This is a genomic window from Geodermatophilus sp. SYSU D00758, assembly GCF_054049955.1.
In genome coordinates this window covers 58,242-83,149 of the sequence record NZ_JBJGYK010000010.1, presented here as the reverse complement: position 1 = coordinate 83,149, position 24,908 = coordinate 58,242, and the positions used below count along the sequence as shown (strand labels likewise).

Genomic DNA, 24,908 nt, shown 5'->3' with positions numbered 1-24,908 from the left:
GGAGGGCTGTGGTCGGTCCGGGTGCCTGCACGAAGCTCCGGGTGCCCGCGGCACGAGGATCTCCGGTCCTACCCGGTTGTCGCGTCGACCGTGAGGACGCCGACCCCGACCGTCTCGGCCATGAGGCAGCAGTCCGCCGACGTGGGGTGCAGGCGCCGGCGCGGGACCGGGCTGGCCGGTATGAGGGCACAGGATGAGGTCGTGACCCTGCACCTCCCGCCGGGGCTCATCGCCGTCACCTCGTCGAGGCGGGCGTCGGGGCCGGCGCGCGGCCGCGCGCACCCGTCGGCGTCACCAGGCCGCGAGCACGGGCGTGCAGGTAGTAGCCGAGGCCGGCCACCAGCAGCCCGGCCGGAATCGAGAGGTCCCCACCGTCGACCCACCGGGTGAGAGAGCCTGTCCAGATGGAGCTCGTGGCGAACAGGGCTGAGGCGAGGGCGCCGATCAGGAACCAGGCGATGGCCGGGATGTTCCAGCCGCCGCGGTACCAGTACGGACCGCCCGAGGTCCGTTGCAGCCCGTCGACGTCGTATCGGCTGCGGCGCAGCGTCATGTCGGCGAGGAACACGCCGCACCACGCCGAGCTCCAGACGATCATGAGCGTCAGGAAGGCGATGAGAAACTCGGAGAAGTCCCTGAAGAAGACGACATAGCAGGTGACGGCCAGTGCGAGCGAGATGTTGAGCATCGTCGCGCGGGTCCGCGTGGTGGACACGCCGACCGCGAGCAGGCTCATGCCCGACGAGTAGGTGTTGAGGAAGTTGTTGGTGATGGTCCCGCCAACGACGACGCCGAGGTAGACCACGAGCAGAACCTCCGGGACGATTCCCTGCAGGCCCGCGATGGGGTCGGTCATGTCGGTGACCGACGCGGCCACGACGCCGACGGCGCCGATGAGCGTGGCCGGGATGAAGGAGCCCAGCGCCGTGACCAGCGTGATGGTCCGTGCGGGGGTGCCGGCCGGCAGGTAGCGCGAATAGTCGGCGCCGGTGTTGACGTAGGACATGGGGGCGGCGGCGACGACCGCGAAGGCGATGAGCCAGGTGCCGAGAGTGGCCTCGCCTCCGGCGTTCGCACCGCTGCGGATGGCCTCGCCCACCACGAGGACGCCCAGCACCGCCGTGCCGATGCCCAGCGCGAAGGACAGCACCGTGTTCACCACGAGGATCGTGGCGTGGCCAAGGACGGTGATCGCCACGGTGACTCCCGTGACGAGCACGAGGGCGAGCACCTTGACGGCCGTGCCGGAACCGAGGCCGGCGAGGTCGGCGAGGGTGACCAGCGACAGCGTGCCGATGACCATGTTCACCGTCGTCCAGCCGATCGTGGTCAGCCAGCTCATCACCGACGGCAGCCGGTTCCCGACGATGCCGAACGGACCGCGCGACACGGTCAACATCGCGGTGCCGGCACGCGGCCCGGCGATCGAGGTCAGCCCGACCAGCACGTAGAGCAGGTTGCCGAGGACGACGACACCCAGGCTCTGCCATAGCGGCAGGCCCAGTGAACCGACGATCGCGCCGATGACGATGTACGTGAAGATGACGTTGGCGCCGAACCAGGTGAAGAAGATCTCCCGAGGGGTGGCGTTCCGGCTGGTCTCGGGGATGTGATCGATGCCGTGCTGTTCGACCGCGAACGCGCGGTTGTCGCCCACCGGGTGATCGGACGTCGCCATGTCGGGCTCCTTCGTCGCTGGAGCACACGCGCTGCTGCGCGGTTGGCGGCGAAAGCTACAACCCGACTGTGACCTTCGTCAACGCTCCCAGGTTCGGCCGCGTGCCCGAGGAACTTCTTCGACCCATAGGCAACGCGCTGCCGACCGTCCCGGATTGCTCCAGGCGTAGGCCGTCGCGGCCTCGACGAGGAGGGCGTCGCCGGCCGACAAGGTGATCGGCTCGGCCGTGCCCTCGACCTCGAGCCGGAGCGACCCGTCGAGGACGAACACGAAGGTCTCGCCGGGGCGCGTCACCCGACCCCCGCTGGACTGCCCGCCCGGCACGTGCAGCAGCGCGGGCTCCATGGCCCGACCCGGGGTGACCAGCTCTTCCCACGTCACTCCACCGGCCAGCACCGTCCGCGGACGTTCGTCCGGGTGCAGTACGGCGGTGGCTGCCGGCTGAGGGCTGAACTCGCCCATGGGGATCCCGAAGACGTCGGCCATAGCGGCCAGGACGTGCACGCTGACGCCCGACTGCCCGCGCTCCACGGTCGACAGGAACGACCGGGAGACCCCGATGCGGGCGGCCGCCTCGCTCTGGCTCAGTCCGGCCTTGAGGCGCGCGGCCCGGATCCGGGCGCCGGTGCGGGCCAGTTCGACCGCGTCGTCCGGGGGCGTCGCGGCGGCGGCCGTGTGCCCCGAGCGCCGGCGGGCGGCGGCCAGCCTCCGAGCCTCGCTCCGAGCCGTCTCGTCGAAGCGGCGCTGCCCCCCGGCTGTCCGCCCGGCGACGAGGTGGCCGCGGCGCTCCCACTCGCGGATCGTCTGTGCGCTGACGCCCGCGGCCTCCGCCAGGTCGCCGACGGTGTACGCGCCTGAGGCTCCTGTCGTCACCGCCTGCCCCGTCTCCCACTCGCCTGGCCCATCGATCCCTACCGTCCGACTGTACGAAAGCGTAGGTTATCGAACCGTCGCCGTCCGGACCCATGGGCGTGCGTCCGACACCCAGGAGGGAGGCGCCCGCGATGGCGTCCTGGCACGAGGCTCGGGAGATCAGCCGAGGGGTGTGGAGCATCGCCGAACCCTCCCACGTGAACATGTGGCTCATCGAGGGGCGAGACCGTGCTGTCCTCCTGGACACCGGACTGGGGATCGCGCGCGTCCGCCCGGTCGTCGAGGAGCTCACGACCAAGCCGGTCTCCGTCGTCAACACCCACTACCACTTCGACCATGTCGGCGGGAACCACGAGTTCGACGACACCGCCATCCACGAGGCGGGCGCTGCGCTCCTGGTGGAGCCCGTACCCCGCGAGATTCTCGACCAGTACCTCGTCTACGCGCTGGAGCTGGTCCGGGCCGCCGAGCACGTCCGCGAGGCCGACAGCCGCTACTTCCACCTGCTCGACGCCGACAGCCTGCCCCGGCCGCTGCCCGACGGATTCGACCCCGCCGCCTGGACGATCGCCCCTCCGACGCCGTCCCGGACGCTGACCGAGGGGGACGTCGTGGATCTCGGCGGGCGTGGTCTGCGCGTGCTGCACACCCCCGGGCATTCCGGTGACAGCATCTGCCTGCTCGACGACGCGTCGGGGATCCTGTTCGGCGGCGACACGATCAACACGGGGCCCCTCTACGCGCAGTTCCACGACTCCGAGGTGGAGACCTTCGCCAAGTCCGCTGCGCGACTGGCCGAGCTCAAGGACGAGGTCACCATGGTGGCCGTCAACCACTTCGGCCGGACGACGGCTGCTCCCTACCTGCTGCAGGAGATCAGCGACGGCTTCGACCGGGTGCTGTCCGGCCAGACGCCGTTCCGGCAGGCGCGCGACTGCATCGGGGAGAGCGTCACCGAGGCCGTCTTCGACCGGTTCTCCATCCTGCTGGCCCCTGCGGTGGCACAGCGCCTCAACCACGCATGAGACGGATCACATCGCCGCGTCGTAGCGGTCGAGCAGGACGGCGGCCACCCGCTCGTCGGGCAGCAGGGGAGCGGTCACCGCGTCGGCGCCCGCGCCGCCCAGCTTGTCGTGGAAGTGGCCGGGGGCCAGCAGGTACGCCGCGACGACGACCCGCTCGGCGCCGGCCCGCCGGGCCGCGGCGACCGCCTCGGGCACCGGCGGCCGCGCGGCCGACCCGTAGCCGGTGGTGACCGGCCCGGCCCACGTGCGCTGGAGCAGGTCGGCGGTGTCCTCGACATCGGCCACCGACCGGGGGTCGCTGGACCCGGCGGCGGCCAGGACGACGGCGGTGAGCGGGTCCCGCGGGTCGGCCCCGGCCTGCTCCAGGCGGTCGTGCAGCACCTCGGCCAGCCGCGGGTCCGGCCCCAGCGCGCGGGCGGCCACGGCGCCGGCGACCCCGTCCACGGCGCGGGCGATGTCCACGTGCACGTGGTACCCGCCGGACAGCAGCACGGGGACGACGACCGCCGACCGGCCGGCACCGGACAGCCCGGCCACGACGTCGGCGACCGTCGGCGGCTGGACGTCGACGAAGGCCGCGGTCGTCTGCAGGCCGGGGCGCAGCGCACGGGCGGCCAGGGCCAGCTCGGCGACCAGCCGCCGGCCGGTGGGGTTGCGGGTGCCGTGCGCGCAGGCGACCAGGACCGGCCCATGGCCCTCTCGCAGGGGCCCGCCGCGAGCCTCGGTCGGCCCCTTCGCAGGGTCCCGTCGTGAGCTTGCGAGTGACGGGGGGCGAGGGGGTCCTTCTCGGGGGGCGAGAGGGTCGTTCATGGGGTGCGCAGGACGCCGCCGTCGACGGCCACCGTGGTGCCGGTGACGTAGGAGGCGGCGGGGGAGAGCAGGAAGGCGGCGACCCGGCCGAACTCCTCGGGGGTGCCGACCCGGCGCAGCGGGATGCCGGCCTCGGTGCGGGCGCGCATGGCCGCGGGGTCCCCGGAGGCGGCCTCGATGTCGGTGATCCGGTCGGTGGCGATGGTGCCGGGCATCAGCCCGACCACCCGGATGCCCCGCGGGCCGAGCTCGTCGGCGAGGGCCTTGGCGGTCATGGCGAGGCCGGGGCGCAGCCCGTTGGAGATGGCCAGGTGGCCGATGGGCTGGCGCACCGAGGTCGACAGCACGAACCCGACGGCGGCGCCGTCCCCGAGGTGCGGGACCAGCGCGCGGACCAGCCGCAGGGGCCCGAGCAGCACGCTGTCGACGGCGTCGCGCCAGTGCTCCTCGGCGGTGTCGAGCACACCCCCCGGGTGCGGGCCGCCGACGCTGAGCAGCGCGCCGTCGACCCGGCCCAGCCGTTCCCGGGCGGCGGCGACGAGCGCCTCCGCCGCCCCGGGGTCGGCGAGGTCGGCGGCCAGCCCCGAGGCGCGCTCGCCGAGGTCGGCGACCGCGGCGTCCACCGAGCCCTGCGCCCGGGAGCTGACCAGCACCCGGGCGCCGTCGGCGACCAGGGCCCGGGCGGTCGCGAAACCCAGCCCCCGGCTCGCGCCGGTGAGCAGGTAGCCGCGACCGCCCAGGCCCAGGTCCACGCCGGTCAGCCCTGCTGGCGCAGCGAGCGCAGGACGTACTGCATGATCCCGCCGTTGCGGTAGTAGCTCGCCTCGCCGGGGGTGTCGATGCGGACCGTGGCGTCGAACTCCACGGCCTCGCCGCTCGACGGCTGGGCCTTCACCTTGACGGTGCGCGGCGTCTCGCCGTCGTCGAGCGCCGTGATCCCGGTGATGGTGAACTCCTCGTCGCCGGTCAGGCCCAGCGACTCCCGGTCCTGGCCGGCCGGGAACTGCAGCGGCAGCACGCCCATGCCGATGAGGTTGGAGCGGTGGATCCGCTCGTAGCTCTCGGCGATGACCGCCTTGACGCCCAGCAGCGCCGTCCCCTTGGCCGCCCAGTCGCGCGACGAGCCCGAGCCGTACTCCTTGCCGGCCAGGACGACCAGCGGGATGCCGGCCTCGGCGTAGGCGACCGACGCGTCGTAGATCGTCGTCGTCTCGCCGGTCAGGTGGTTCTTGGTGACGCCGCCCTCGGTGCCGGGCACCAGTTGGTTGCGCAGCCGGATGTTGGCGAAGGTGCCGCGGATCATCACCTCGTGGTTCCCGCGCCGGGAGCCGTAGGAGTTGAAGTCGCGGCGCTCGACGCCGTGCTCCTGCAGGTACTTCCCGGCCGGGCTGTCGGCCTTGATCGAGCCGGCCGGCGAGATGTGGTCGGTGGTCACCGAGTCACCGAGCACCGCCAGCGTGCGCGCCCCGGTGATGTCCTGCACCGGCGCCGGCTCCGCCGGCATGCCCTCGAAGTACGGGGGCCGGCGGACGTAGGTGCTCTGCTCGTCCCAGTCGAAGGTGTCGCCGGTCGGGGTGGGCAGCGCCTGCCACTGCTCGGTGCCGGCGAAGACGTCCTCGTAGCTGCGGCCGAACATCTCCGCCGACACCGTCTGGTCGATGACCCGCTGGACCTCCTGCGGGGAGGGCCAGATGTCGCGCAGGAACACGTCGTTGCCGTCGGTGTCCTTGCCCAGCGGGTCGTTGTTCAGGTCGACGTCCATCGACCCGGCGATCGCGTAGGCGATGACCAGCGGCGGGCTGGCCAGGTAGTTCATCTTGACGTCGGGGTTGATCCGGCCCTCGAAGTTGCGGTTGCCCGACAGCACCGAGACCACCGCGAGGTCGGCCTCGTTGACCGCCTGGCTGACCGGCTCGGGCAGCGGGCCCGAGTTGCCGATGCAGGTGGTGCAGCCGTAGCCGACCAGGTAGAAGCCCAGCTTCTCGAGGTACGGGGTGAGCTCGGCCTTCTCGTAGTAGTCCATGACGACCGCGGACCCGGGGGCCAGCGTCGTCTTCACCCACGGCTTGCTGGTCAGGCCGCGCTCGACGGCGTTCTTGGCCAGCAGCGCCGCGCCGATCATCACCTGCGGGTTGGAGGTGTTCGTGCAGGAGGTGATCGCGGCGATCACCACGTGCCCGTGGTCGACGAAGGTCTCCGTGCCGTCCTCCATGACCACCTTGGTGGGCTTGGTCGGGCGGTCGGGAAGCTGCTCACCGGGCAGGTAGGGGTGCGGCCGGCCGTCCTCGCCGTTGCCGTGGGCGAACGGGCTCACCGGGTCCGAGGCCGGGAAGGACTCCGCGGAGGCCTCGTCGGCCTCCGAGACGACCCCGTAGGGCCGCTCGTTGGCGGGGACGCCGGGCTTGCGGTCCTCGCCGCCGGTCTCGTCGTCGGAGACGTAGTCGACGAGGGCGGCCCGGAACGAGGCCTTGGCGTCGGTGATCGCCACCCGGTCCTGCGGCCGCTTCGGCCCGGCGATGCTCGGCACGACCGTGGACAGGTCCAGCTCGAGGTACTCGGAGAAGGCCGGCTCGCGGGACGGGTCGTGCCAGAGGCCCTGCTCCTTGGCGTAGGCCTCGACCAGCGCCACCTGCTCGGCCGAGCGCCCGGTGAGCTGGAGGTAGCTGATCGTCTCCTGGTCGATGGGGAACATCGCCGCGGTGGAGCCGAACTCCGGGCTCATGTTGCCGATCGTGGCGCGGTTGGCCAGCGGGACGGCGGAGACGCCGGCGCCGTAGAACTCGACGAACTTCCCGACCACGCCGTGCCGGCGCAGCATCTCGGTGATGGTGAGCACCAGGTCGGTGGCGGTCGCGCCGTCGGGCAGCTCGCCGGTGAGCTTGAAGCCCACGACCCGGGGGATGAGCATGGAGACCGGCTGGCCGAGCATCGCCGCCTCGGCCTCGATGCCGCCGACGCCCCAGCCGAGCACGCCGAGGCCGTTGACCATCGTGGTGTGCGAGTCGGTGCCCACGCAGGTGTCGGGGTAGGCGACGACGCGGTCGCCCTCCGGCCGCGGGAAGACCACGCGGGCCAGGTGCTCGATGTTGACCTGGTGGACGATGCCGGTGCCGGGCGGGACGACCTTGAAGTCGGTGAAGGCGCCCTGGCCCCAGCGCAGGAACTGGTAGCGCTCGCCGTTGCGCTGGTACTCGATCTCGACGTTGCGCTCGAAGGACTCCGGGGTGCCGAAGACGTCGGCGATGACGGAGTGGTCGATGACCAGCTCGGCCGGCGCCAGGGGGTTGATCTTCTGCGGGTCGCCGCCGATCTCGGCCATGGCCTCGCGCATGGTGGCCAGGTCGACGATGCACGGGACGCCGGTGAAGTCCTGCATGACCACGCGGGCCGGGGTGAACTGGATCTCCTGGTCCGGCTCGGCCGACGGGTCCCAGTTCGCCAGGGCGCGGATGTGGCCGGCGGTGATGTCGGCGCCGTCCTCGGTGCGGAGCAGGTTCTCCAGGAGGACCTTCAGGCTGAAGGGCAGCTTCTCGGAGCCCTCGACCGCATCGAGCCGGTAGATGTCGTAGTCGGTGCCGTCGACGGTGAGCGTCGACCGCGCCCCGAAGCTGTCCTTGCTGGCTGCCACTGCTCTGCGCCTACCCCTCGCTGGTCCGTCGCGCTGATTGCCACTCCCGATCATCCCAGCCGGGGCGGGTGACCCGCAGGTGAGGCGACCCTTGCCTGCCCCGGCGGGGTGGCCGGGCGGCCCCTACCGTGGGCGGCATGACCGTGCCCGACCCGCTGCCCGGCTGGCTGACCGCGGCCGGGCGGGTCACCGTCCTCACCGGTGCGGGCATCTCCACCGACAGCGGGATCCCCGACTTCCGGGGCCCCCAGGGCGTGTGGACCCGCGACCCCGAGGCCGAGAAGCTCTCCACCCTGCGCTACTACGTGACCGAGCCCGGCGTGCGGCGCCGGGCCTGGCAGGAGCGCCGCCGGCACGCCGCGTGGACGGCCGAGCCCAACGCCGGCCACGCGGCGCTGGTCGACCTCGAGCGGCAGGGCCGGCTGCGCGCGCTGCTCACCCAGAACATCGACGGCCTGCACCAGCGCGCCGGTTCCGACCCCGGGCGGGTGCTCGAGCTGCACGGCACCGTGCACGAGGTCGAGTGCCTGGGCTGCGCCGACCGGACGACGATGGCGCAGGCGCTGACCCGCGTCGACGCCGGCGAGGCCGACCCGCCGTGCCTGCGGTGCGGCGGCATCCTCAAGTCCGCCACGATCAGCTTCGGCCAGGCCCTGGACACCGCCGTCCTGGAGGCCGCCGCGACCGCCGCGGCCGACTGCGACGTCTTCCTCGCCGTCGGCACCTCGCTCACCGTGCACCCCGCCGCCGGCCTCACCGACGTGGCCGCGCACAGCGGCGCCCGGGTGGTCGTGGTCAACGCCGAGCCCACGCCCTACGACGCGATCGCCGACCTGGTCGTGCGCGAGCCGATCAGCACGGCGCTGCCCCGCCTGCTGGGCCGGTGACCCCGGCCGGGTCCCCGCGCGAGGAGCTGCTCGCCCGCTACCGCGCGCTGGTGCTCGACGAGCTGCCCCGCCGGGCCCGGGCCGGGCGCTGGGTGGTCACCGCCGACCACTGCTTCGGCCGGATCGTGCTCGACCACGCCGTGGGCGGCCGCTGGTACGACGTCCTGGACCGGCGCCGGTCCCCGGCCTTCGCGCAGCTGGACGACGCCCGGCTGGCCGCCGCCGTCGCGCCGGCCGAGCGCATCGCCGCCGAGGGCGACCCGCTGCTGCGCGCGCTGGACGCACGGAGCCTGGCCTGGCGCGCGAAGCCGGCGAAGGCGTGACGCTGCTCGCCGTCCACCTGGCGCTGACCGCGGCCTACGCCGGGTTCCAGTGGACGGTCCGGGCGCTGGTGTACCCGCAGTTCGACCGGGTCCCGGCCGGCGCGTTCGCCGCCTACGAGCGCCGGCACCAGCAGCGGGTCACCCGCGTGGTGGGCCCGCTGTTCGCCGCGCAGGGCGTCACCACCCTGTGGTTGCTGGTCGCCCGCCCGGCGGGGACCCCGCTGGCCCCGGTGCTGGTGGGCGCCGGCTGCCTCGCCGTCGTCCTGGCCGTGACCGCGCTGCTCGCCGTCCCGCTGCACCGGCGGCTGGACGCCGGCTGGGACGCCGCGGCGCACCGCCGGCTGCTCGCCGTGGACACCGTGCGCGCGGTCGCGGCCACCGCCGGTACGGCAGCCGCCCTCTGGCTGGTGGTCTCCGGCTAGCGTGACGGCGACCACGTCGAGCGGCTGCCCGGCCCGGGGCAGCCCTGGCCACCGGGAGCCGGCATGCGCGTGCCCCTGACCACCCGCGACTTCCTCGACCGCGCCGAGCTCGTCTACGGCGACCGGATCGGCATCGTCGACGAGCCGGACCAGCCGGCCCCGCCGACCGGGGAGCTCACCTACCGCGAGATCGCCCGCCGCGGCCGCGCGCTGCAGGCCGGTCTCGACGCCCTCGGCGTGGGGGAGGGGGAACGCGTCGCCGTCGTCAGCCACAACGCCGGGCGGCTGCTGGAGTGCCTGCTCGCGCTCCCGTCGTCCGGCCGGATCGTGGTGCCGGTCAACTTCCGGCTCTCGCCGGACGAGGTGAGCTACATCGTCGGCCACAGCGGTGCCCGGGTCCTGCTCGTCGACCCCGAGCTGGAGGCATCCCTCAAGGGCGTGGAGGCCGAGCACCGGTTCAGCACCGGCGAGGAGTACGAGCAGCTCCTGCGCTTCGACACCGAGCCGGTGCCGTGGTCGGAGCCGGACGAGGACGCCACCGCCACGATCAACTACACCAGCGGCACCACGGCCCGCCCCAAGGGCGTGCAGATGACCCACCGCAACGAGTGGGTCAACGCCGTCACCTTCGGCATGCACATGCAGGTCGGCGACCGCGACGTCTACATGCACACCCTGCCGATGTTCCACTGCAACGGCTGGGGGCTGCCCTACTCGATGACCGGGGTCGGCGCCCGGCACGTGGTGCTGCGCAAGGTCGACGGCGCGGAGATCCTGCGCCGGGTCGAGCGGCACGGGGTCACGGTCATGGCCGGGGCGCCCGCGGTCTGGAACGCCGTCCTCGACGCGGCGGCCGCGTGGGACGGCGAGATCCCCGGCCGCGACCGGGTGCGGATCATCGTCGCCGGTGCGCCGCCGCCGTCGAAGACCATCGCCCGCGTCGAGGCCGAGCTGGGCTGGGAGTTCAACCAGATCTACGGCCTCACCGAGACCGCGCCGCTGCTCACCATCAACCGGCCGCAGGCCGAGTACGACGACCTGGACCCCGAGGAGCGCGCCCGGCTGCTGTCCCGGGCCGGTGTCCCGGCGCTGGGCACCCGGCTGCGCACCAGCGAGTCCGGGGAGGTGCTGGCCCGCGGCAACACCGTCCTGGCCGGCTACTGGCAGAACCCCGACGCCTCGGGCGAGGCGCTCGAGGGCGGCTGGTTCCACACCGGGGACGGCGGCTCGATCGACGAGGGCGGTTACCTCACCATCTCCGACCGCAAGAAGGACGTGATCATCACCGGCGGGGAGAACGTCTCCTCGATCGAGGTCGAGGACGCCGTCTTCAGCCACCCGGCGGTGGCCGAGGTGGCCGTCATCGGCATCCCCGACGACAAGTGGGGCGAGATGGTCACCGCCCTCGTGGTCGTCGCCGAGGGGCAGTCGGTGACGGCCGAGGAGATCATCGCGCACTGCCGGGGCCGGATCGCCGGGTACAAGATCCCCAAGCGGGTCGAGTTCCGCGACGCCCTGGCCCGCACGGCCACCGGGAAGATCCAGAAGTTCAAGCTGCGGGAGGCCTTCTGGTCGGCCTCCGACCGCCAGGTCCACTGAAACAGGTCCGCTGAAGCAGGTCCGCTGAAACGGGTCCGCTGAAACGGGTCCGCTGGAAGAGGGCCTCCCTGCCCCCACGGTGGAAGGACCCCGTCCTCCCCACCCCCCCCCCGCAGGCTCGGGGCGGGACCCGGGACGGGGCCGCGGCGGGCCCCTGCAGGGAGGCCGCCTCCTCACCCCTCGGGGGGAGTGGCCTCTCCACCCGGTCCCCCGATCGGTCGATCCCCCTCCCGAGGCGCGCCGTGAGGCGCGCGCGGTGTCGCGGCACGGCGGCGTCCTCCCGGGCGCCGCCGTCTGCCGGGGGAGGGGTGGGATCGGTGGACAGCGGGACGCACGGCCGGGTGCCGGGGTGGGTGCTGCGCGGCGTCGGGACGGCGCTGGCCGCGCTGGTCGTCGTCGGCGCGGTGCCCGGGACGGCGGCGGCCGCACCCGGCGACGCCGAGATCGCCGACGCCCAGGCCGAGCGGGACGCCGCCGCGGCGCAGGTCGGTGCCGTCGGCGCCCGGCTGGCCGCGGCCGAGGACGCCGCCGCGCGGGCGCACCAGGCCGCGCAGATCGCGCTGCAGGACTACGAGGAGCGGCTGGGCACCGCCGAGGAGGCGCAGGCCGCCGCCGACCGGGCCGCCGCGCTGGCCCGGCAGGCGACCGCGGAGGTCGAGGCCGGGCGGGTCGAGGTCGCCTCGTTCGCGCGCGACAGCTACATGCAGGGCAGCACGGCCCCCGGGCTGTCGGCGCTGATGAGCGCCCAGGGTCCCGGCGAGCTGCTCGAGCGGGCATCGCTGCTGGAGGCCGCCGGCACCCACCGGGTCGACGTCGTCGACCGGCTCACCGTCCTCGAGCAGCAGGCCGCCGCGGCCTCCGGCACCGCCACCGCGGCCGCCGCCGAGGCCGAGACCCTGCGCGCGGAGGCGGCCACCGCGCTGTCCGCCGCGCAGGCGCAGGAGCGGTCGGCCCGTACCCAGGCCGCCCAGCTGGCCGAGCAGCGCACCGTCTGGGAGGCCGAGCTGGCCGAGGCCCAGGAGACCCTCTACGGGCTGGAGGGGGCGCGGGCGGCGGCCGAGGCCGCGGCCGCGGCGGCGGCCGCCGCCGCCGCTCGCCCGCCGGCGCCGGCCCCCGCGCCCGCCCCCTCGTCGGGCGGGTCGCCGTCCGCGGGCGCCCCGGCCCCGTCCTCCGGGGGGTCGGCGTCCGCCGGGTCCCCGCCGGGCGGCTCGTCGTCCTCGGGTCCGTCGTCCTCGGGTCCGTCGTCCTCGGGTCCGTCGTCCTCGGGTCCGTCGTCCTCGGGTCCGTCGTCCTCGGGCTCGTCGTCCTCGGGCTCGTCGTCCTCCGGCGGCTCCGCGTCAGGCGGGACCACGGCCGGCGCGCCGTCCGGGTCCGCCGTGGACACCGCGATCGCGGCGGCGCGGTCGCAGCGCGGCCTGCCCTACAGCTGGGGCGGCGGCGGCAGCACCGGCCCGTCGTACGGCATCCCCCCGGACACCCGGATCTACGGCTTCGACTGCTCGGGGCTGACCCAGTACGCCTACGCGCAGGCCGGCATCGCCATCGGCGGCACCAGCCGCGAGCAGTGGTACCGCTTCCGCGACCGGCAGGTGGCCGCCCGCGACCTGCGCCCGGGGGACCTGGTGTTCTGGGGCAGCGGGTCGGGCTACACCTCGATCTACCACGTGGCGCTCTACCTGGGGAACGGGCAGGTGATCCACGCGCCGCAGAGCGGGGACGTCGTCCGCGTCGGCTCGATGTGGTACGGGGCGGACTTCTTCGGCGCGGTGCGCCCGACCGGCTGAACCGGGAAGATGGGGCGTCGGGCAGCCACGGGGGGAGCTGCCCGACGCAGCGCAGAGGCTAGCAGCCGGACCTGTGAGCGGGGGCCGCTGTCCACACGCGAGGCGAGCGGACTGAACCGTCGCGCGTGCCCCGACCCTACGTGCTGGCAGGGGAGCCCTCCGTGCACCGCGCGGCCCGGCGTGCGCTCCCGGCTGCCGCCCAGCAACGTGTAGGACACTGGCCGGGGGACGCCGAGGCGCCCCGTCGCCGGCTCCCCGCGGGGCCGCGGCCCGACCGACCAGGGAGCCCCGTGAGCAGCGCTGCCAGCACCCCCCTCGAGAAGGCCGGGTCCCCGGCCGGCCAGCCCGTGCCGCCGTCGGCCGACGCGGCGCGCCTGGAGCGGGTGCTCTTCGAGATCAAGCGCGTCATCGTGGGCCAGGACCGGCTGGTGGAGCGGATGCTGGTGTCGCTGCTGGCCCGCGGGCACGTGCTGCTCGAGGGCGTCCCGGGCGTGGCCAAGACGCTGGCGGTGGAGACCCTCGCCCGGGTCGTGGGCGGGCGCTTCGCCCGGCTGCAGTTCACCCCGGACCTCGTCCCCGCCGACATCATCGGCACCCGCATCTACAAGGCCGGGCAGGACGCGTTCGACACCGAGCTGGGCCCGGTGTTCGCCAACTTCGTCCTCACCGACGAGATCAACCGCGCCCCGGCCAAGGTGCAGTCGGCGCTGCTGGAGGTCATGGCCGAGCGGCAGGTCTCGATCGGCGGGGTCACCCACCGCCTGCCCGACCCGTTCCTCGTGCTGGCCACGCAGAACCCGATCGAGTCCGAGGGCGTCTACCCGCTGCCCGAGGCCCAGCGCGACCGGTTCCTCATGAAGGTGCTCGTCGACTACCCGAGCCCGGAGGAGGAGCGGGAGATCATCTACCGGATGGGGTCCACCCCGCCGGTGCCCGAGACCGTGCTGGACCCCGAGGACCTGGTCCGCATGCAGTGGACGGCGTCCCAGGTGTTCGTGCACCACGCCCTCGTCGACTACGTCGTCCGGCTGGTGGTGGCCACCCGCGCCCCGCGCGAGCACGGCATGGACGACGTCGCCGCCTGGGTCTCCTACGGCGCCAGCCCGCGCGCCTCGCTGGGGCTCATCGCGGCCAGCCGGGCGCTGGCCCTGGTGCGCGGCCGCGACTACGTGCTGCCGCAGGACGTCCTCGACGTGACCACCGACGTGCTGCGCCACCGGCTGGTGCTCTCCTACGACGCGCTGGCCGACGGCGTGCCGGCCGACCACGTGGTCAAGCGCATCCTGCAGACGGTGCCGCTGCCGCAGGTGGCCCCCCGCCAGCGCGCCGCGGGCGGGGGACCGTCGGTCCAGGGCGGTCCTGCGGTGCCGCCCTACGGCGGCGCGCAGCCGGCGTTCGGCCCGTACGGCCCGACCGGCCCGTCGTACGGCCCGCCGCAGGGGGGTCCGCACCCCGGCGGGCCGCAGTTCGGCGCCCCCCAGCCCGGCCCGGGGCCGCAGCCCGGTGGCGCCTCCGCCGCGGGAGGGGTCCAGCAGCCCGGCGCCAACGGCTACGACCGCGGGTCCGCGCCCGCGTGATCCCCCGCCGCGCCACCGGTGCCGCACCCGGGGAGGCCGGCCGGCCGGCTCCCACACCGGGCTCGGGCATCGACCCGGGGGCCGGGGACGGCGCCCCGCCGTCGTTCACGGAGGGCCCGGCCGACGTCCTGCTGCAGCGGCTCGAGCTCACCGTCCGCCGGCGGCTCGACGGCCTGCTGCAGGGGGACCACCTCGGGCTGGTGCCGGGATCGGGCACCGAGGGGGGCGACTCGCGCACCTACCACCCCGGCGACGACGTGCGCCGGATGGACTGGCCGGTGACCGCGCGGACCCAGGTGCCGCACGTCCGGGAGACCATCGCCGACCGCGAGCTGGAGACCTGGGCGGTCGTGGACCTCTCCGCGAGCCTGGACTTCGGCACCGCGCTGTGCCAGAAGCGCGACCTCGCCATCGCCGGGCTGGCCGCGGTCAGCCACCTCACCGTCCGCGGCGGCAACCGGCTGGGCGCGGTGGTCACCACCGGCGAGCGGGTGGACCGCTACCCGGCCGCGGCGGGGCGGCTGGCCGCCGACCGGCTGCTGCGCGCCGTCGTGGGCACGCCGCGCGCCGAGCGGGGCCGGCGCGGGGATCTCGCCGCGGCCATCGAGAGCCTGCGCCGCCCGCCCCGGCGACGGGGGCTGGTGGTCGTCGTCTCCGACTTCCTCGGCGACAGCGACTGGGAGCGGCCGCTGCGCGGGCTCGCGGCCCGGCACGAGCTGCTGGCCATCGAGGTGGTGGACCCGCGGGAGCTGGAGCTGCCCGACGTCGGCCTGCTCACCGTCGTCGACCCGGAGAGCGGCCGGACCCTCGAGGTGCCCACCGGCGACGCGGAGTTCCGGGCCCGCTTCGCCGCCGGGGCCGCGGCCCAGCGGCAGGCGATCGCCGCGGCGCTGCGGCGGGCCGGCGCCGGGCACCTGCAGCTGCGCACCGACCGGGACTGGCTGATGGACGTCGTCCGCTTCGTGGCGGACCGGCGACGGGCCGGGTCGGGAGGCGCGTCGCGATGACGTCCCCGACCCCCACCACCTGCAGGAACCGCCGGCGCGCCGGCAGCGGAGGAACCCCCCGATGACCTTCCAGGCACCGCTGTGGCTGCTCGGCCTGCCGGTCGTGGCCGCGCTGGTCGCGTTCTACGTGGTCCTGCAGCTGCGCCGGCGCGCCTACGCGGCGCGGTTCACCAACGTCGACCTGCTCAGCTCGCTGGTGCCCCGGCGCCCGGGGTGGCGCCGGCACCTGGCGTTCGGGCTGGTCGCCCTCGCGCTGGCGGCGCTGGTCGTCTCCCTGGCCGTGCCGAGCACCGAGGTCCGGGTGCCCCGGGAGCGGGCCACGGTGATCATGGCCGTCGACGTGTCGCTGTCCATGCAGGCGACCGACGTCGAACCCAGCCGGTTCGAGGCCATGCAGACCGCGGCGAAGGAGTTCGTCGACGTCCTGCCGGCCCGGATCAACCTGGGCCTGGTCTCCTTCGCCGGGACGGCCACCACCGTGGTGACCCCGACGACCGACCGCGGCCAGGTGCGCAGCGCCATCGACAACCTGGAGCTGGCCGAGTCCACCGCCATCGGCGAGGCGGTGTTCACCTCGCTGACCGCCATCGCGAACTACCAGGCCGCGCTCAACGCCAGCGACGAGGAGGTGCCGCCGGCCCGCATCGTGCTGCTGTCCGACGGCTACAACACCGTGGGTCGCGACGACACCCAGGCCATCGACGCCGCCGCCGACGCGGGGGTCCCGGTCTCGACCATCGCCTTCGGCACCGACTACGGCACGCTGGACATCGACGGGGAGCGGGTGCCCGTGCCGGTCGACCGCGACACCCTCGAGCGGATCGCGGAGGAGACCGGGGGGAGCTACAGCGAGGCGGCCAGCGCCGCGGAGCTCGAGGCGGTCTACGAGGACCTCGGCAGCCAGATCGGCTACACCGTCGAGCCCCGCGACGTCAGCTACTGGTTCGTCCGCGGCGGGGTCCTGCTCGCCCTGCTCGGCGTCGTGCTCAGCCTGGTCTGGACCAACCGCCTGCTCTAGCCGCCTACACGGTGAAGCCGCGCTGGCGGCGCACCAGCTTCTTCACCATGAACAGGGTCTGCAGCACGGTGATGAGGTAGAGCACCGGCCAGCCGATGGACAGGATCGCCGACTGGATGGCGACGCTCTGCTGGCCCCAGGCGATGATGAGGACGACGAACGTCGCCACCGCGCACACCGCCGGCATCACGTAGGCCGACCCGCGGCCCCGCTCGGCCGCCGCCTGCGCCGCCCAGTTGTCCTTCTCCACCCGCGCGAAGAACTGCACCCACGCGGTGACGAAGTGCCCCATCCGGATCCACATGTACAGCTCGGCCGGGGCGATCAGCAGCGCGTAGAAGATGTCCGACGCGCTCTTGTCGTGCATGGAGGCGGCGATGCGCAGGTTGAGCAGCGTGGCCACCGCCGGCGGGATGAGCCACACCGGGTTGAAGACGAAGGCGTCGATGGACAGCGCCGCGGCCAGCAGCAGCAGGAACGCCATGCGGGTGGTGATGTTGAAGAACATCGAGACGTTCTCGTACCAGCGCAGCCGCAGGTTGGGGTGCAGCGGCTGGCCCTTGGTGTCGCCGCGCTGACCGGGCCACAGCAGGTCGATGCCGCCGAAGTTCCACTTCACCTGCTGGCCGTGCAGCGCCCGCAGGGTCTCCATCGGGCCGACGAAGGCCCGCGCCCGGGCGCTGATCTTCGTGCTGAACCCGGCGTCCTTGATCTGCAGGGAGAGCTTGGAGTCCTCCACCTCCGAGTCGCGCACCCACGGGGCGGACTGGTGGTTGCGGTACATCACCGTCTCCAGCGCGCGGACGCTGAAGATGCTGCACTGCCCGCCCAGCACGGCCATGTTCCGGCCGCGGACCAGGTTGTCCATGTTGAACCCGGCGAACTGGGCCCGCTGGCCGGCGACGAGGAACTTCGCCATGGCGCCGTGCACCCGGGACTTGTCGAAGGTGTAGATGGCCGACAGCCCGCCGATGCGCGGGTCGGTGACCATCTCCTTCTCCAGCCACTCGACGCAGCGCCGGTCGAGGGTGGTGTCGCCGTCGACGCCGAGGACGTAGTCGTAGCCGCGGCTGACGTAGTAGCCGAAGTTGAGCGCGCCGACCTTCTTGTCGGGGTTCTCGCCGATGTCGTGGACGTGGACGACGGTGGTGAACAGCTCGCCCTTCACCACCCGCTGGTGCTCGCCCTCGAACCGCCGGGCGATCTCCGGGGTGTCGTCGTCGGTGTTGTTGATGATGACGTGGATGGCGTCGGGCAGCCGGGTCTGGCCCAGCAGGGAGGTGAGGACGTCGGCGATCGTCGACTCCTCGTTGTACGCCGGGATGATGCAGCTGATGGTGGCGTGCCGGCGCGCCTCGTCGGTGGCCGGCCCGCCGAACTCGGCCGGCACGAGCGAGCTGATGTCGGGGACCTGGCCGGTCCCCCGGGCGAGCAGCTGGACGCGGTCGGTCGCCCGACGCATGCCGTGCAGGACGACCTGGCTCACGGGGTCTCCTCCTGGAGGAAGGGCAGCACGATGCTGTCGAGGACTGTCTGGCGGAAGTAGCGCTCGGACCCGGGCTCGGTCTCGACGAGCAGGTCGAACTGGACGGAGAGGGTCACCTGGTCGGCGTCGGCCGCCGACGGGGTGAGGACGACCGCGGTGCCGTAGCTGTAGGGCGGCTGGAGGGCGAACTCGCCGCGGTCCTCGGCCACGACGGTGCGCGTGCTGCCGTCGTCGGCGGTCGCGGCGAACCGGGTGACCAGCACCTCGAGGTCGTCGTCCCCGCCCTCGAGGTGGGCCGAGAGCTGCAGGCTCTTGGTGTCGGCGGCCCGCCACTCCACGGCCGGATCCGCGGTCCACCAGTCGACGACCAGCGTGCGGTCGCCGGCCGGCACGGTGTGCGTGGTGGCGCCGGTGTCGAGCTCGCCGGTGGGCCGGGTGGGGGCGGGGTCGGCCACGGCGACCGCCGCCGCGGCGGCCGGGCGCGCGGGCGCGGCCGTGGCCGCCGCCGTGTCGCCCCGGAGGTCGGGGCTCATGCTGACGTCGGGCAGGGTGCAGCCCGACAGGAGGACGCCGGCGGCGGCGAGCAGCGCCGCGCCGGCGGGTCGCCGGGCACGCCGGCGGACGGGTGTGGTCACGAGGTCTCTCCCTGGGTGCGGCCGAGGCCGCGGCCGACAGACACCCGCAGGGAGGGTGGGCGGCATCGGCCCCCTCAGCTGCGGCCATGTCCGACCGTAGGGAGTCCGCTACCGAAGGTCAGCCCCTTCTCACCCGTCCGGGGCGGGGTACCGCCCGGGCAGGCGGGCGGCACCCCGGAGGGTCACCGAGCGGGGTCGAGGGCGAGCTTGCCGGTGGTGCGCCGGGCCAGCAGGTCCTGGTGGGCCTCCCGGACGGCCGACAGCGGGTAGCGACCGCCGGCGACCGGGCGCAGCGCCCCCTCGGCCACCATGGGCAGCAGCTCGCCCATGGCCTCGTCGAGCATCGCCGGGCGGCTGAAGCAGTGCGCGAGCCAGAACCCGATCACCGCACGGCTGGTGCCCATGAGGGACGGCGCCTGCACCGGCTTGGGCGGCCGGCGGCCGGCCATCCCGTAGGCGACCAGCCGGCCGAAGGGCGCCAGCGCGGAGAGCGAGCCGTCGAAGACGTTGCCGCCGGTCATCTCCAGCACGACGTCGACCCGCGCACCCCCGTTGGCCTCGCGCAGGGCCGCGGTGAAGGCCTTCGGGTCGTCCTCGGCCAGGGCCGGGTCGACGGTGGCGTCGGCGCCGAGCTCCTCGGCCAGCGCCCGCTTCTCCGGGCTGGAGGCGGTGGCGATGACCCGCCCGGCGCCCCACCGCGCGGCCAGCTGGACGGCCAGCGACCCCACCCCGCCGGCGCCGGCGATCACCACCACCGACTCGCCGGGGGCCAGGTGGGCGCTGGTGCGCAGCAGGTGCCAGGCGGTCGACCCCTGCAGGACGACGGCGAGGGCCTGCTCGTCGGTGACGCCGCCGGGCACCGGCCAGGTCAACCGCGCGTTCGCGGCCACCTTCTCGGCGTAGCCGCCGCCCTCGACCAGGCCCACGACGCGCTCGCCGCCGCCGGCCGGGGTGCCGACGAACTCCGCGCCCGGCACCAGCGGCAGCTGCTGCGGCGCCAGGTAGCTGTCCTCGGTCTGGTGCGTGTCGGCGTAGTTCACGCCCGCCGAGGAGACGTCGTAGAGCTGCTGGCCGTCGCCGGGGACGGGGTCGGGGAGGTCGACGATCTCGAGGACCTCGGGGCCGCCGAAGCGGGTGATCTGCACAGCACGCATGTCTCGCAGGCTAGGGCGTTGTGCGAAGTGGGCCGCTGGGCGGTCAGCGTTCCAGCCCCGAGGCGCTCAGCCCCTGGGTGCGCCGCTTCCGATTGCTCAAGGGTGCCTGGGAGAGGTCCTGCACCTGCGTGCTGCGCAGCTGGAACCCCAGCGCCCGCCGCTCGAGCGCGGGGCCAGATCATCGTCGGCCGGCGCTCACCCGTGTGCCCGCAGCTGGGTCAGCTCGGCGGCCAGCTGCTCGTCGGTGCGGCCGCCCCCGGAAACCAATCCGGTTTCAGTACCGGCCGGTCAGGGTGGTTGCAGAGCAGCACCACGGGGCGGGCGGAACCCGCCTCCGGGCCGGTGGGACACCGCTGGTTCGCCGCTGAGGGTGAACTGCTCCTGAGTCGGAGGAGTTCGTCCTTGACCCGGAAGTCGCGCAGTGCACGTACGGGGTCCCTGAGAGGTGACCTGCTCCTCCCGACTCCGCGGCAGTGGAAGGCGGCCAACAGGCGCGTGGGGGACAGCGCGGAGAGGTGGTTCGTCGAGCAGGTGCCGTGCCCTGACTGCGGGGCGCCCATGGTCTTCGTCGACCGCAAGTGCACGGACTTCGAATGCTCCGACCCGTCCTGCTCGAGCACGGTCGAGCTGAAGGTGAAGCAGCGGGGTGCGAAGGTCTGGCGTCGACCGGGCTCTGTGCGGGCCGGCGCGCACCACAGCGCGGAGGAGGCGTTCGGTGCCGCCCGGCCCCCTCACCTGGCGCTGCTGACCTACGACAGTGACTCGTCGGGAACCCCTGTCCGCGTCGTCGACCTCCGGTTCGTCGCGGGGAACCTACTGACCCCGGAGATGCTGAGCTCCAACAAGGAGCTGAAGCGGCCCGGAAAGCCTTACCGGCTGACCTCCATCCGAACCGGTCTGCTCCCCGAGGCGGTCTTCGTGCCGATGGTCGCGGCGGGACAGTGGCGTTCGGCCGCCCTCTTCGCACAGGAGTGGTCGAGGTGGCGCGCGGTGCGCCGGGTGAGGACTCTGAACGTCTGGTTCCTCGACGTCCTGCGGTGCATCGAGGACATCTGCGGTCCCCGCGTCGGCTTCGAGCTCAGGGACTTCCAGGACCACTACGACCACCTGCGTCATCGCCACCCCGAGAACGAGAACTGTGTGCCGGCGGGGGTCCGTCGCACCCTGCAGAGACTGAGGGATGCCGGGGTCATCGAGTTCGTCGCGCCGGGGCTCTACCGCCGCCTCGTCTGATGCCCTGTCCCGGAGGTCAGCGGCCATCCGCTTGTCCGGCCGGGCGGTCGAGGCCCCCGGTGCAGGGCGCGTCGGCAGGGCACGTCGGGAAGGGTGTCGGCGGGCGCCCAGTGCGGCCGGCGGCCTTCCAAGGAAGGCCGCCGGCGTGGTTGGCCGAGCGGATGAGTGGGTGACCGGGTCCCGGACTCGACGTGAGGACCTCGGGCGTGCAGCAGCACCAGCGGCGGCCCGGTGCTGGACCGAGTGAACCCGAGCACCGGACATATTCCCTCCGGGGGCTGCGACGAGCGGCCGGAACGGGGCGTCGCGGTCGTCAGCAGGACGACGGAGCGCCCGGTGGCTGGCGCTCCTGAGTGACTACGACCGCGGTCGAGGTGACATCAGTGTGCGGACAGCCGGTGGTGCGTGGCGGCGTAGTTCACGCCCGCCGAGGAGACGTCGTGGAGCTGCTGGCCGTCGCCGGGGACGGGGTCGGGGAGGTCGACGATCTCGAGGACCCCGGGGCCGCCGAAGCGGGTGATCTGCACGGCTCGCATGCGGCTGAGGCCATGGCGTGGGCCCGGCCGACCGTGAACGGCGGCGTCCACCCCTGCGAGCGCCCGGCCTGCTCCGCCGGTCTACCGCCCCTCGGCACGGGTAGGTGTCCGGCATGTCCGACTTCGAGATCACCACCCTCGTCCTGGCCGAGCACGAGATCTTCCGGCGGGAGTTCTCGGCGCTCGAGGACCTGTCCGGCCAGGAGCTGGCCGCCGCTTGGGAGGCCCTGCACGCCAAGCTCGAGGTCCACGCCGTCGCCGAGGAGCAGCTGTTCTACCCGCTGCTCGCCCAGGAGGCGGACGGCGAGCAGGAGACGGCGGAGGGCGTGCAGGACCACAACGAGATCCGGCACGCCGCGGCCGCCGTCGGGGAGCACGAGGTCGGCAGCGAGGCGTGGTGGGAGGCGGTGCGCAACGCGCGCCAGGTCAACGCCGACCACATGGCCGAGGAGGAGACGGACTTCTTCCCCCCGTTCAAGGAGGCCGTCGACGACCAGCAGCGCGAGGCCCTCGGGATGCGCTGGCTGGCCTTCCACGACGAGCACGAGGAGGCCGAGGGGCTGTCCGGCGAGGACGCAGAGGTGGCCGAGGTGGTCGCGACCGAGGTACCGGAGGGCGATCCGTCCGTCTGAGCACGCCGGTCTTCCGCCAGGCGGCAGGCCGTCCGGCCGGACCCTGGTCGCGGATCCGGCGACCGCTGGCCGGTGCGGATCTCGCGTCCCAGTGGCCGACCACCTGGGCGGCGGTCCCCGAGTTGCAGCCCAAGCTGCGCTACGGCCGGCCCGGCTACGCGCGCGGTGGTCCGGTTCTGGTGCTCTTCCGCAACGACGACGGGTTGCTCTCCTTCGGCCTGACCGAGGAGGCGGGCTTCTCGCGGACCGACCCGCTCGTCGGGTCCGCCTGGTTCGTCAACGCCCCTCGGTGCCGACGCCGAGCGCCGGATCGCCTCGGCCGTGCGGGCCGCCACCGGCGGACCCGTCACAGCGGCCGCAGGAAGGCCACGAGCCGCTCGGCCAGGTCGTCGGGTGCTTCCTCGGCCATGTGGTGGCCGCTCTCGACGGGTGCCCCGCGGACGTCGTCCGCCCACGCCTGCCAGACGGCCGGGACGTCGCCGTAGAGCCGCTCCATGTCGTCCCGGGTCGACCACAGGATGAGGACGGGGCAGGCGATGCGCCGGCCGGCCCGCCGGTCGGCGTCGTCCGCGGCGCGGTCGACACCGAGGCCGGCCCGGTAGTCCTCGAGCATGGCGACGACCGTCGCCGGGTCGTGGATCGCCCGCCGGTAGTCGTCGTGGTTCCCCGCCCCCATGCGCTCGCGGTCGCCCCCGTACCAGGCGTCGGGATCGCGCAGGATGGCCTGCTCGGGCTTGTCCGGCTGGGCGAAGAAGAACCAGTGCCACCAGGCCGCGGCGAAGCCGGCGTCGGCCCGGGCGAGCGCCTCCCCGATGGGCACGCCGTCGAGCACCGCCAGGCCGGTGACCGCGGCGGGGTGGTCCAGGGTGAGCCGGGTGGCGACGTAGCTGCCGCGGTCGTGCCCGACCACGGCGAAGCGCTCGTGACCGAGCCGGCGCATCAGGTCGAGGACGTCGCCGGCCATGGCCCGCTTGGAGTACGGGCTGTGGTCGGGGGTGGTCGGGGGCTTGGACGACCGGCCGTAGCCGCGCAGGTCGGGGCAGACGACAGTGGCGCCCGCCGCGGCCAGCAGGGGGGCCACGCGGTGCCAGGTGGTGTGCGTCCGCGGGTGCCCGTGGAGGAGGACCACCGCCGGCCCGGTGCCGCCGTGCCGGACCCGGAGCACCACGCCGGTGGCCACCTCGCGGTGCTCCTCCACGAACCCCTCGAACACGGGTCGATCCTCGCGGGTCGCCGGCCGGTCGGCACCGGGACGCGGGGGTGGGTGCGGCCGGATCCCGGGGTAAGGAGGTCGGCGGGGCCGGTGACACGGCACGCCGGCCGGTCGACCCGAGGACCGGAGGTCCGGGATGCGCTTCCTGTTCACCCCGCCCGCGGAGGCGGCGACCGATCTGCTGACCCTGCCCTGGGCCGACCCGCTCGAGCGGTGGGACGACGAGCGGGTCCTCGAGATCCCGCAGACCGGGCGCACCCGTCACGTCGTCCGGTTCGTGGCCGCCGGTGACGGCCTGTTCGCGCTCAAGGAGCTGCCGGAGCCCGAGGCGCGGCGCGAGTACCGGGTGCTGCGGCGGCTGCACGAGCTGGGCGTGCCGGCGGTGGGGGTGCTCGGCGTGGTGGTCGACCGGCCGGCCGGCCGGGAGGCGGTCCTGGTCAGCCGCTTCCTCGACCACTCGATGTCCTTCCTCTCCCTGTTCGCCAACCCGCGCGGGGTGCACCTGACCCGCCGGGTGATGGACGCCCAGGTGGAGCTGCTGGTCCGGCTGCACCTGTCGGGGGTGGTGTGGGGGGACTGCTCGCTGTCGAACACCCTGTTCCGCTCGGACGCCGGCACGCTGGCCGCCTACCTCGTCGACGCCGAGACCGGGGAGGTGCACGAGCGGCTCTCCCAGGAGCAGCGCGACCACGACCTGGAGGTCGCCTACGGGCGGGTGACCGGCGAGCTCACCGACCTCCGGACGCGGGGTGCCCTCGCCGCGGACGTCGACCCGGCCCTGGCCGCCGCCGACCTGGTCGCGCGCTACGAGCAGCTGTGGGCCGAGCTCACCGGTGAGGAGGTGCTGCCGCGTGACCAGCAGCGCCTGCGCATCGAGGCCAGGATCCGCAGGCTGCAGGAGCTGGGGTTCGAGGTCGGGGAGGTGGAGGTGGTCGAGGACCCGGCCGGCGTCAGCCGGCTGCGGCTGACCACCCGGGTGGTCGAGCCGGGGAACAACCGCCGGCAGCTGTTCACCGCGACCGGCCTCGACGTGCAGGAGAACCAGGCCCGTCGGCTGCTCGCCGACATCGCCTGCCACCGCAGCCGGCTGGAGCGGGAGGAGCGGTGCCACGTGCCCGATGCCGTGGCCGCGCTCCGCTGGCGGGCCGAGGTCTACGAGCCGGCGCTGGCCGAGGTGCCCCCGTCCCTGCGCAGCGGGCTGGACGACGCCGAGGTGTTCCACGAGATGCTGGAGCACCGCTGGCGGCTGTCCGCGGCCGCGGGCCGGGACGTCGGCACGGTGGCCGCGGCCCGGGACTACGTCGACAGCGTGCTGGCGCCGGGGACCGGCGACCTGGTCGCGGCGGCGCTGCTGCGGACCGCCCGCCCGCGGACCGCGCCCTGACCGA

At 74.1% G+C, this 24,908-nt stretch carries 22 protein-coding genes; 12 read left to right on the top strand and 10 right to left on the bottom strand.

Features of this window, described 5'->3' with window-relative positions:
* Positions 1-235 precede the first annotated feature (235 nt).
* Positions 236-1,678, bottom strand: a complete 1,443-nt coding sequence (locus ACI8AC_RS09540; RefSeq protein WP_456897470.1) for a purine-cytosine permease family protein — start codon at positions 1,676-1,678, stop codon at positions 236-238.
* 78 nt (positions 1,679-1,756) lie between these two features.
* Entirely contained in the window at positions 1,757-2,551 is a 795-nt protein-coding gene (locus tag ACI8AC_RS09535) for a helix-turn-helix domain-containing protein (RefSeq protein ID WP_456897468.1), read from the bottom strand.
* Positions 2,552-2,682: 131 nt separating this feature from the next.
* Here ACI8AC_RS09535 and ACI8AC_RS09530 point away from each other — a divergent pair, with 131 nt between their 5' ends.
* On the top strand, positions 2,683-3,576 hold the full coding sequence (locus tag ACI8AC_RS09530; protein ID WP_456897466.1) for an MBL fold metallo-hydrolase: 894 nt from the start codon (positions 2,683-2,685) through the stop codon (positions 3,574-3,576).
* Between the two features lie 6 nt (positions 3,577-3,582).
* On the opposite strand, the gene ACI8AC_RS09525 is transcribed toward ACI8AC_RS09530, so the two are convergent.
* The 3 genes from ACI8AC_RS09525 to ACI8AC_RS09515 are packed head-to-tail and all read right to left on the bottom strand — an operon-like array spanning position 3,583 to position 8,014.
* Complete coding sequence (locus ACI8AC_RS09525) at positions 3,583-4,386, bottom strand: sirohydrochlorin chelatase (protein ID WP_456897464.1); 804 nt, start codon at positions 4,384-4,386, stop codon at positions 3,583-3,585.
* Complete coding sequence (locus tag ACI8AC_RS09520) at positions 4,383-5,138, bottom strand: SDR family oxidoreductase (RefSeq protein WP_456897462.1); 756 nt, start codon at positions 5,136-5,138, stop codon at positions 4,383-4,385. The genes ACI8AC_RS09525 and ACI8AC_RS09520 overlap by 4 nt, the downstream gene beginning before the upstream one ends.
* 5 nt (positions 5,139-5,143) lie before the next feature.
* Positions 5,144-8,014 (bottom strand): aconitate hydratase, encoded by a 2,871-nt coding sequence (locus ACI8AC_RS09515; protein WP_456897461.1) that lies wholly within the window; start codon positions 8,012-8,014, stop codon positions 5,144-5,146.
* A 137-nt stretch (positions 8,015-8,151) separates the two neighbouring features.
* On the opposite strand from ACI8AC_RS09515, the gene ACI8AC_RS09510 reads away from it, so the two are divergent.
* The 8 genes from ACI8AC_RS09510 (at position 8,152) to ACI8AC_RS09475 (ending at position 16,631) form a co-directional block, all read left to right on the top strand.
* On the top strand, positions 8,152-8,901 hold the full coding sequence (locus tag ACI8AC_RS09510; protein WP_456897459.1) for an SIR2 family NAD-dependent protein deacylase: 750 nt from the start codon (positions 8,152-8,154) through the stop codon (positions 8,899-8,901).
* Positions 8,898-9,224, top strand: coding sequence for a hypothetical protein (locus ACI8AC_RS09505; protein ID WP_456897457.1), 327 nt, complete (start codon positions 8,898-8,900; stop codon positions 9,222-9,224). The genes ACI8AC_RS09510 and ACI8AC_RS09505 overlap by 4 nt, the downstream gene beginning before the upstream one ends.
* The gene (locus ACI8AC_RS09500) at positions 9,221-9,646 is read left to right on the top strand and encodes a DUF1772 domain-containing protein (RefSeq protein WP_456897455.1); all 426 of its coding nucleotides are present in this window, start codon (positions 9,221-9,223) and stop codon (positions 9,644-9,646) included. The genes ACI8AC_RS09505 and ACI8AC_RS09500 overlap by 4 nt, the downstream gene beginning before the upstream one ends.
* A gap of 63 nt (positions 9,647-9,709) precedes the next feature.
* Positions 9,710-11,245 carry an AMP-binding protein gene (locus ACI8AC_RS09495; protein WP_456897453.1) on the top strand — a complete coding sequence of 512 codons (1,536 nt, stop codon included), beginning with the start codon at positions 9,710-9,712 and terminating at the stop codon, positions 11,243-11,245.
* Between the two features lie 317 nt (positions 11,246-11,562).
* Positions 11,563-13,029 carry a C40 family peptidase gene (locus ACI8AC_RS09490; protein ID WP_456897451.1) on the top strand — a complete coding sequence of 489 codons (1,467 nt, stop codon included), beginning with the start codon at positions 11,563-11,565 and terminating at the stop codon, positions 13,027-13,029.
* Positions 13,030-13,319: 290 nt separating this feature from the next.
* The gene (locus ACI8AC_RS09485; RefSeq protein ID WP_456897449.1) at positions 13,320-14,606 is read left to right on the top strand and encodes an AAA family ATPase; all 1,287 of its coding nucleotides are present in this window, start codon (positions 13,320-13,322) and stop codon (positions 14,604-14,606) included.
* On the top strand, positions 14,603-15,613 hold the full coding sequence (locus ACI8AC_RS09480) for a DUF58 domain-containing protein (RefSeq protein WP_456897447.1): 1,011 nt from the start codon (positions 14,603-14,605) through the stop codon (positions 15,611-15,613). The genes ACI8AC_RS09485 and ACI8AC_RS09480 overlap by 4 nt, the downstream gene beginning before the upstream one ends.
* Before the next feature lie 61 nt (positions 15,614-15,674).
* On the top strand, positions 15,675-16,631 hold the full coding sequence (locus ACI8AC_RS09475) for a VWA domain-containing protein (RefSeq protein ID WP_456897446.1): 957 nt from the start codon (positions 15,675-15,677) through the stop codon (positions 16,629-16,631).
* A 4-nt stretch (positions 16,632-16,635) separates the two neighbouring features.
* Here ACI8AC_RS09475 and ACI8AC_RS09470 read toward each other — a convergent pair whose 3' ends face one another.
* The 3 genes from ACI8AC_RS09470 to ACI8AC_RS09460 form a co-directional block, all read right to left on the bottom strand.
* Positions 16,636-18,117, bottom strand: coding sequence for a glycosyltransferase family 2 protein (locus tag ACI8AC_RS09470; protein WP_456897444.1), 1,482 nt, complete (start codon positions 18,115-18,117; stop codon positions 16,636-16,638).
* Positions 18,114-18,752, bottom strand: coding sequence for a hypothetical protein (locus ACI8AC_RS09465; RefSeq protein WP_456897442.1), 639 nt, complete (start codon positions 18,750-18,752; stop codon positions 18,114-18,116). Before ACI8AC_RS09465 ends, ACI8AC_RS09470 begins: the two co-directional genes overlap by 4 nt.
* A gap of 182 nt (positions 18,753-18,934) precedes the next feature.
* Positions 18,935-19,906: a quinone oxidoreductase family protein gene (locus ACI8AC_RS09460; protein WP_456897440.1), complete on the bottom strand. Its 972-nt coding sequence runs from the start codon at positions 19,904-19,906 to the stop codon at positions 18,935-18,937.
* A gap of 27 nt (positions 19,907-19,933) precedes the next feature.
* On the opposite strand from ACI8AC_RS09460, the gene ACI8AC_RS09455 reads away from it, so the two are divergent.
* Complete coding sequence (locus ACI8AC_RS09455; protein ID WP_456897573.1) at positions 19,934-21,139, top strand: DpnI domain-containing protein; 1,206 nt, start codon at positions 19,934-19,936, stop codon at positions 21,137-21,139.
* A gap of 380 nt (positions 21,140-21,519) precedes the next feature.
* Here the strand turns inward: ACI8AC_RS09455 and ACI8AC_RS09450 are convergent, their stop codons facing one another.
* Positions 21,520-21,675 carry a Zn-dependent oxidoreductase gene (locus tag ACI8AC_RS09450; RefSeq protein ID WP_456897439.1) on the bottom strand — a complete coding sequence of 52 codons (156 nt, stop codon included), beginning with the start codon at positions 21,673-21,675 and terminating at the stop codon, positions 21,520-21,522.
* Positions 21,676-21,788: 113 nt separating this feature from the next.
* On the opposite strand from ACI8AC_RS09450, the gene ACI8AC_RS09445 reads away from it, so the two are divergent.
* A complete protein-coding gene (locus ACI8AC_RS09445; RefSeq protein WP_456897437.1) occupies positions 21,789-22,307 on the top strand; it encodes a hemerythrin domain-containing protein in 519 nt (172 codons plus the stop codon).
* A 346-nt stretch (positions 22,308-22,653) separates the two neighbouring features.
* Here the strand turns inward: ACI8AC_RS09445 and ACI8AC_RS09440 are convergent, their stop codons facing one another.
* Entirely contained in the window at positions 22,654-23,520 is an 867-nt protein-coding gene (locus tag ACI8AC_RS09440; RefSeq protein WP_456897435.1) for an alpha/beta fold hydrolase, read from the bottom strand.
* A 136-nt stretch (positions 23,521-23,656) separates the two neighbouring features.
* On the opposite strand from ACI8AC_RS09440, the gene ACI8AC_RS09435 reads away from it, so the two are divergent.
* On the top strand, positions 23,657-24,904 hold the full coding sequence (locus tag ACI8AC_RS09435) for a DUF4032 domain-containing protein (protein WP_456897433.1): 1,248 nt from the start codon (positions 23,657-23,659) through the stop codon (positions 24,902-24,904).
* Positions 24,905-24,908 lie beyond the last annotated feature (4 nt).

Excerpts from the sequence above, each read along its gene's own strand:
- ACI8AC_RS09510 (WP_456897459.1), top strand. The coding sequence starts at position 8,152 with ATGACCGTGCCCGACCCGCTGCCCGGCTGGCTGACCGCGGCCGGGCGG.
- ACI8AC_RS09540 (WP_456897470.1), bottom strand. The coding sequence starts at position 1,678 with ATGGCGACGTCCGATCACCCGGTGGGCGACAACCGCGCGTTCGCGGTC.
- ACI8AC_RS09435 (WP_456897433.1), top strand. The coding sequence starts at position 23,657 with ATGCGCTTCCTGTTCACCCCGCCCGCGGAGGCGGCGACCGATCTGCTG.
- ACI8AC_RS09530 (WP_456897466.1), top strand. The coding sequence starts at position 2,683 with ATGGCGTCCTGGCACGAGGCTCGGGAGATCAGCCGAGGGGTGTGGAGC.
- ACI8AC_RS09525 (WP_456897464.1), bottom strand. The coding sequence starts at position 4,386 with ATGAACGACCCTCTCGCCCCCCGAGAAGGACCCCCTCGCCCCCCGTCA.
- ACI8AC_RS09445 (WP_456897437.1), top strand. The coding sequence starts at position 21,789 with ATGTCCGACTTCGAGATCACCACCCTCGTCCTGGCCGAGCACGAGATC.
- ACI8AC_RS09460 (WP_456897440.1), bottom strand. The coding sequence starts at position 19,906 with ATGCGTGCTGTGCAGATCACCCGCTTCGGCGGCCCCGAGGTCCTCGAG.
- ACI8AC_RS09475 (WP_456897446.1), top strand. The coding sequence starts at position 15,675 with ATGACCTTCCAGGCACCGCTGTGGCTGCTCGGCCTGCCGGTCGTGGCC.
- ACI8AC_RS09495 (WP_456897453.1), top strand. The coding sequence starts at position 9,710 with ATGCGCGTGCCCCTGACCACCCGCGACTTCCTCGACCGCGCCGAGCTC.
- ACI8AC_RS09450 (WP_456897439.1), bottom strand. The coding sequence starts at position 21,675 with ATGCGAGCCGTGCAGATCACCCGCTTCGGCGGCCCCGGGGTCCTCGAG.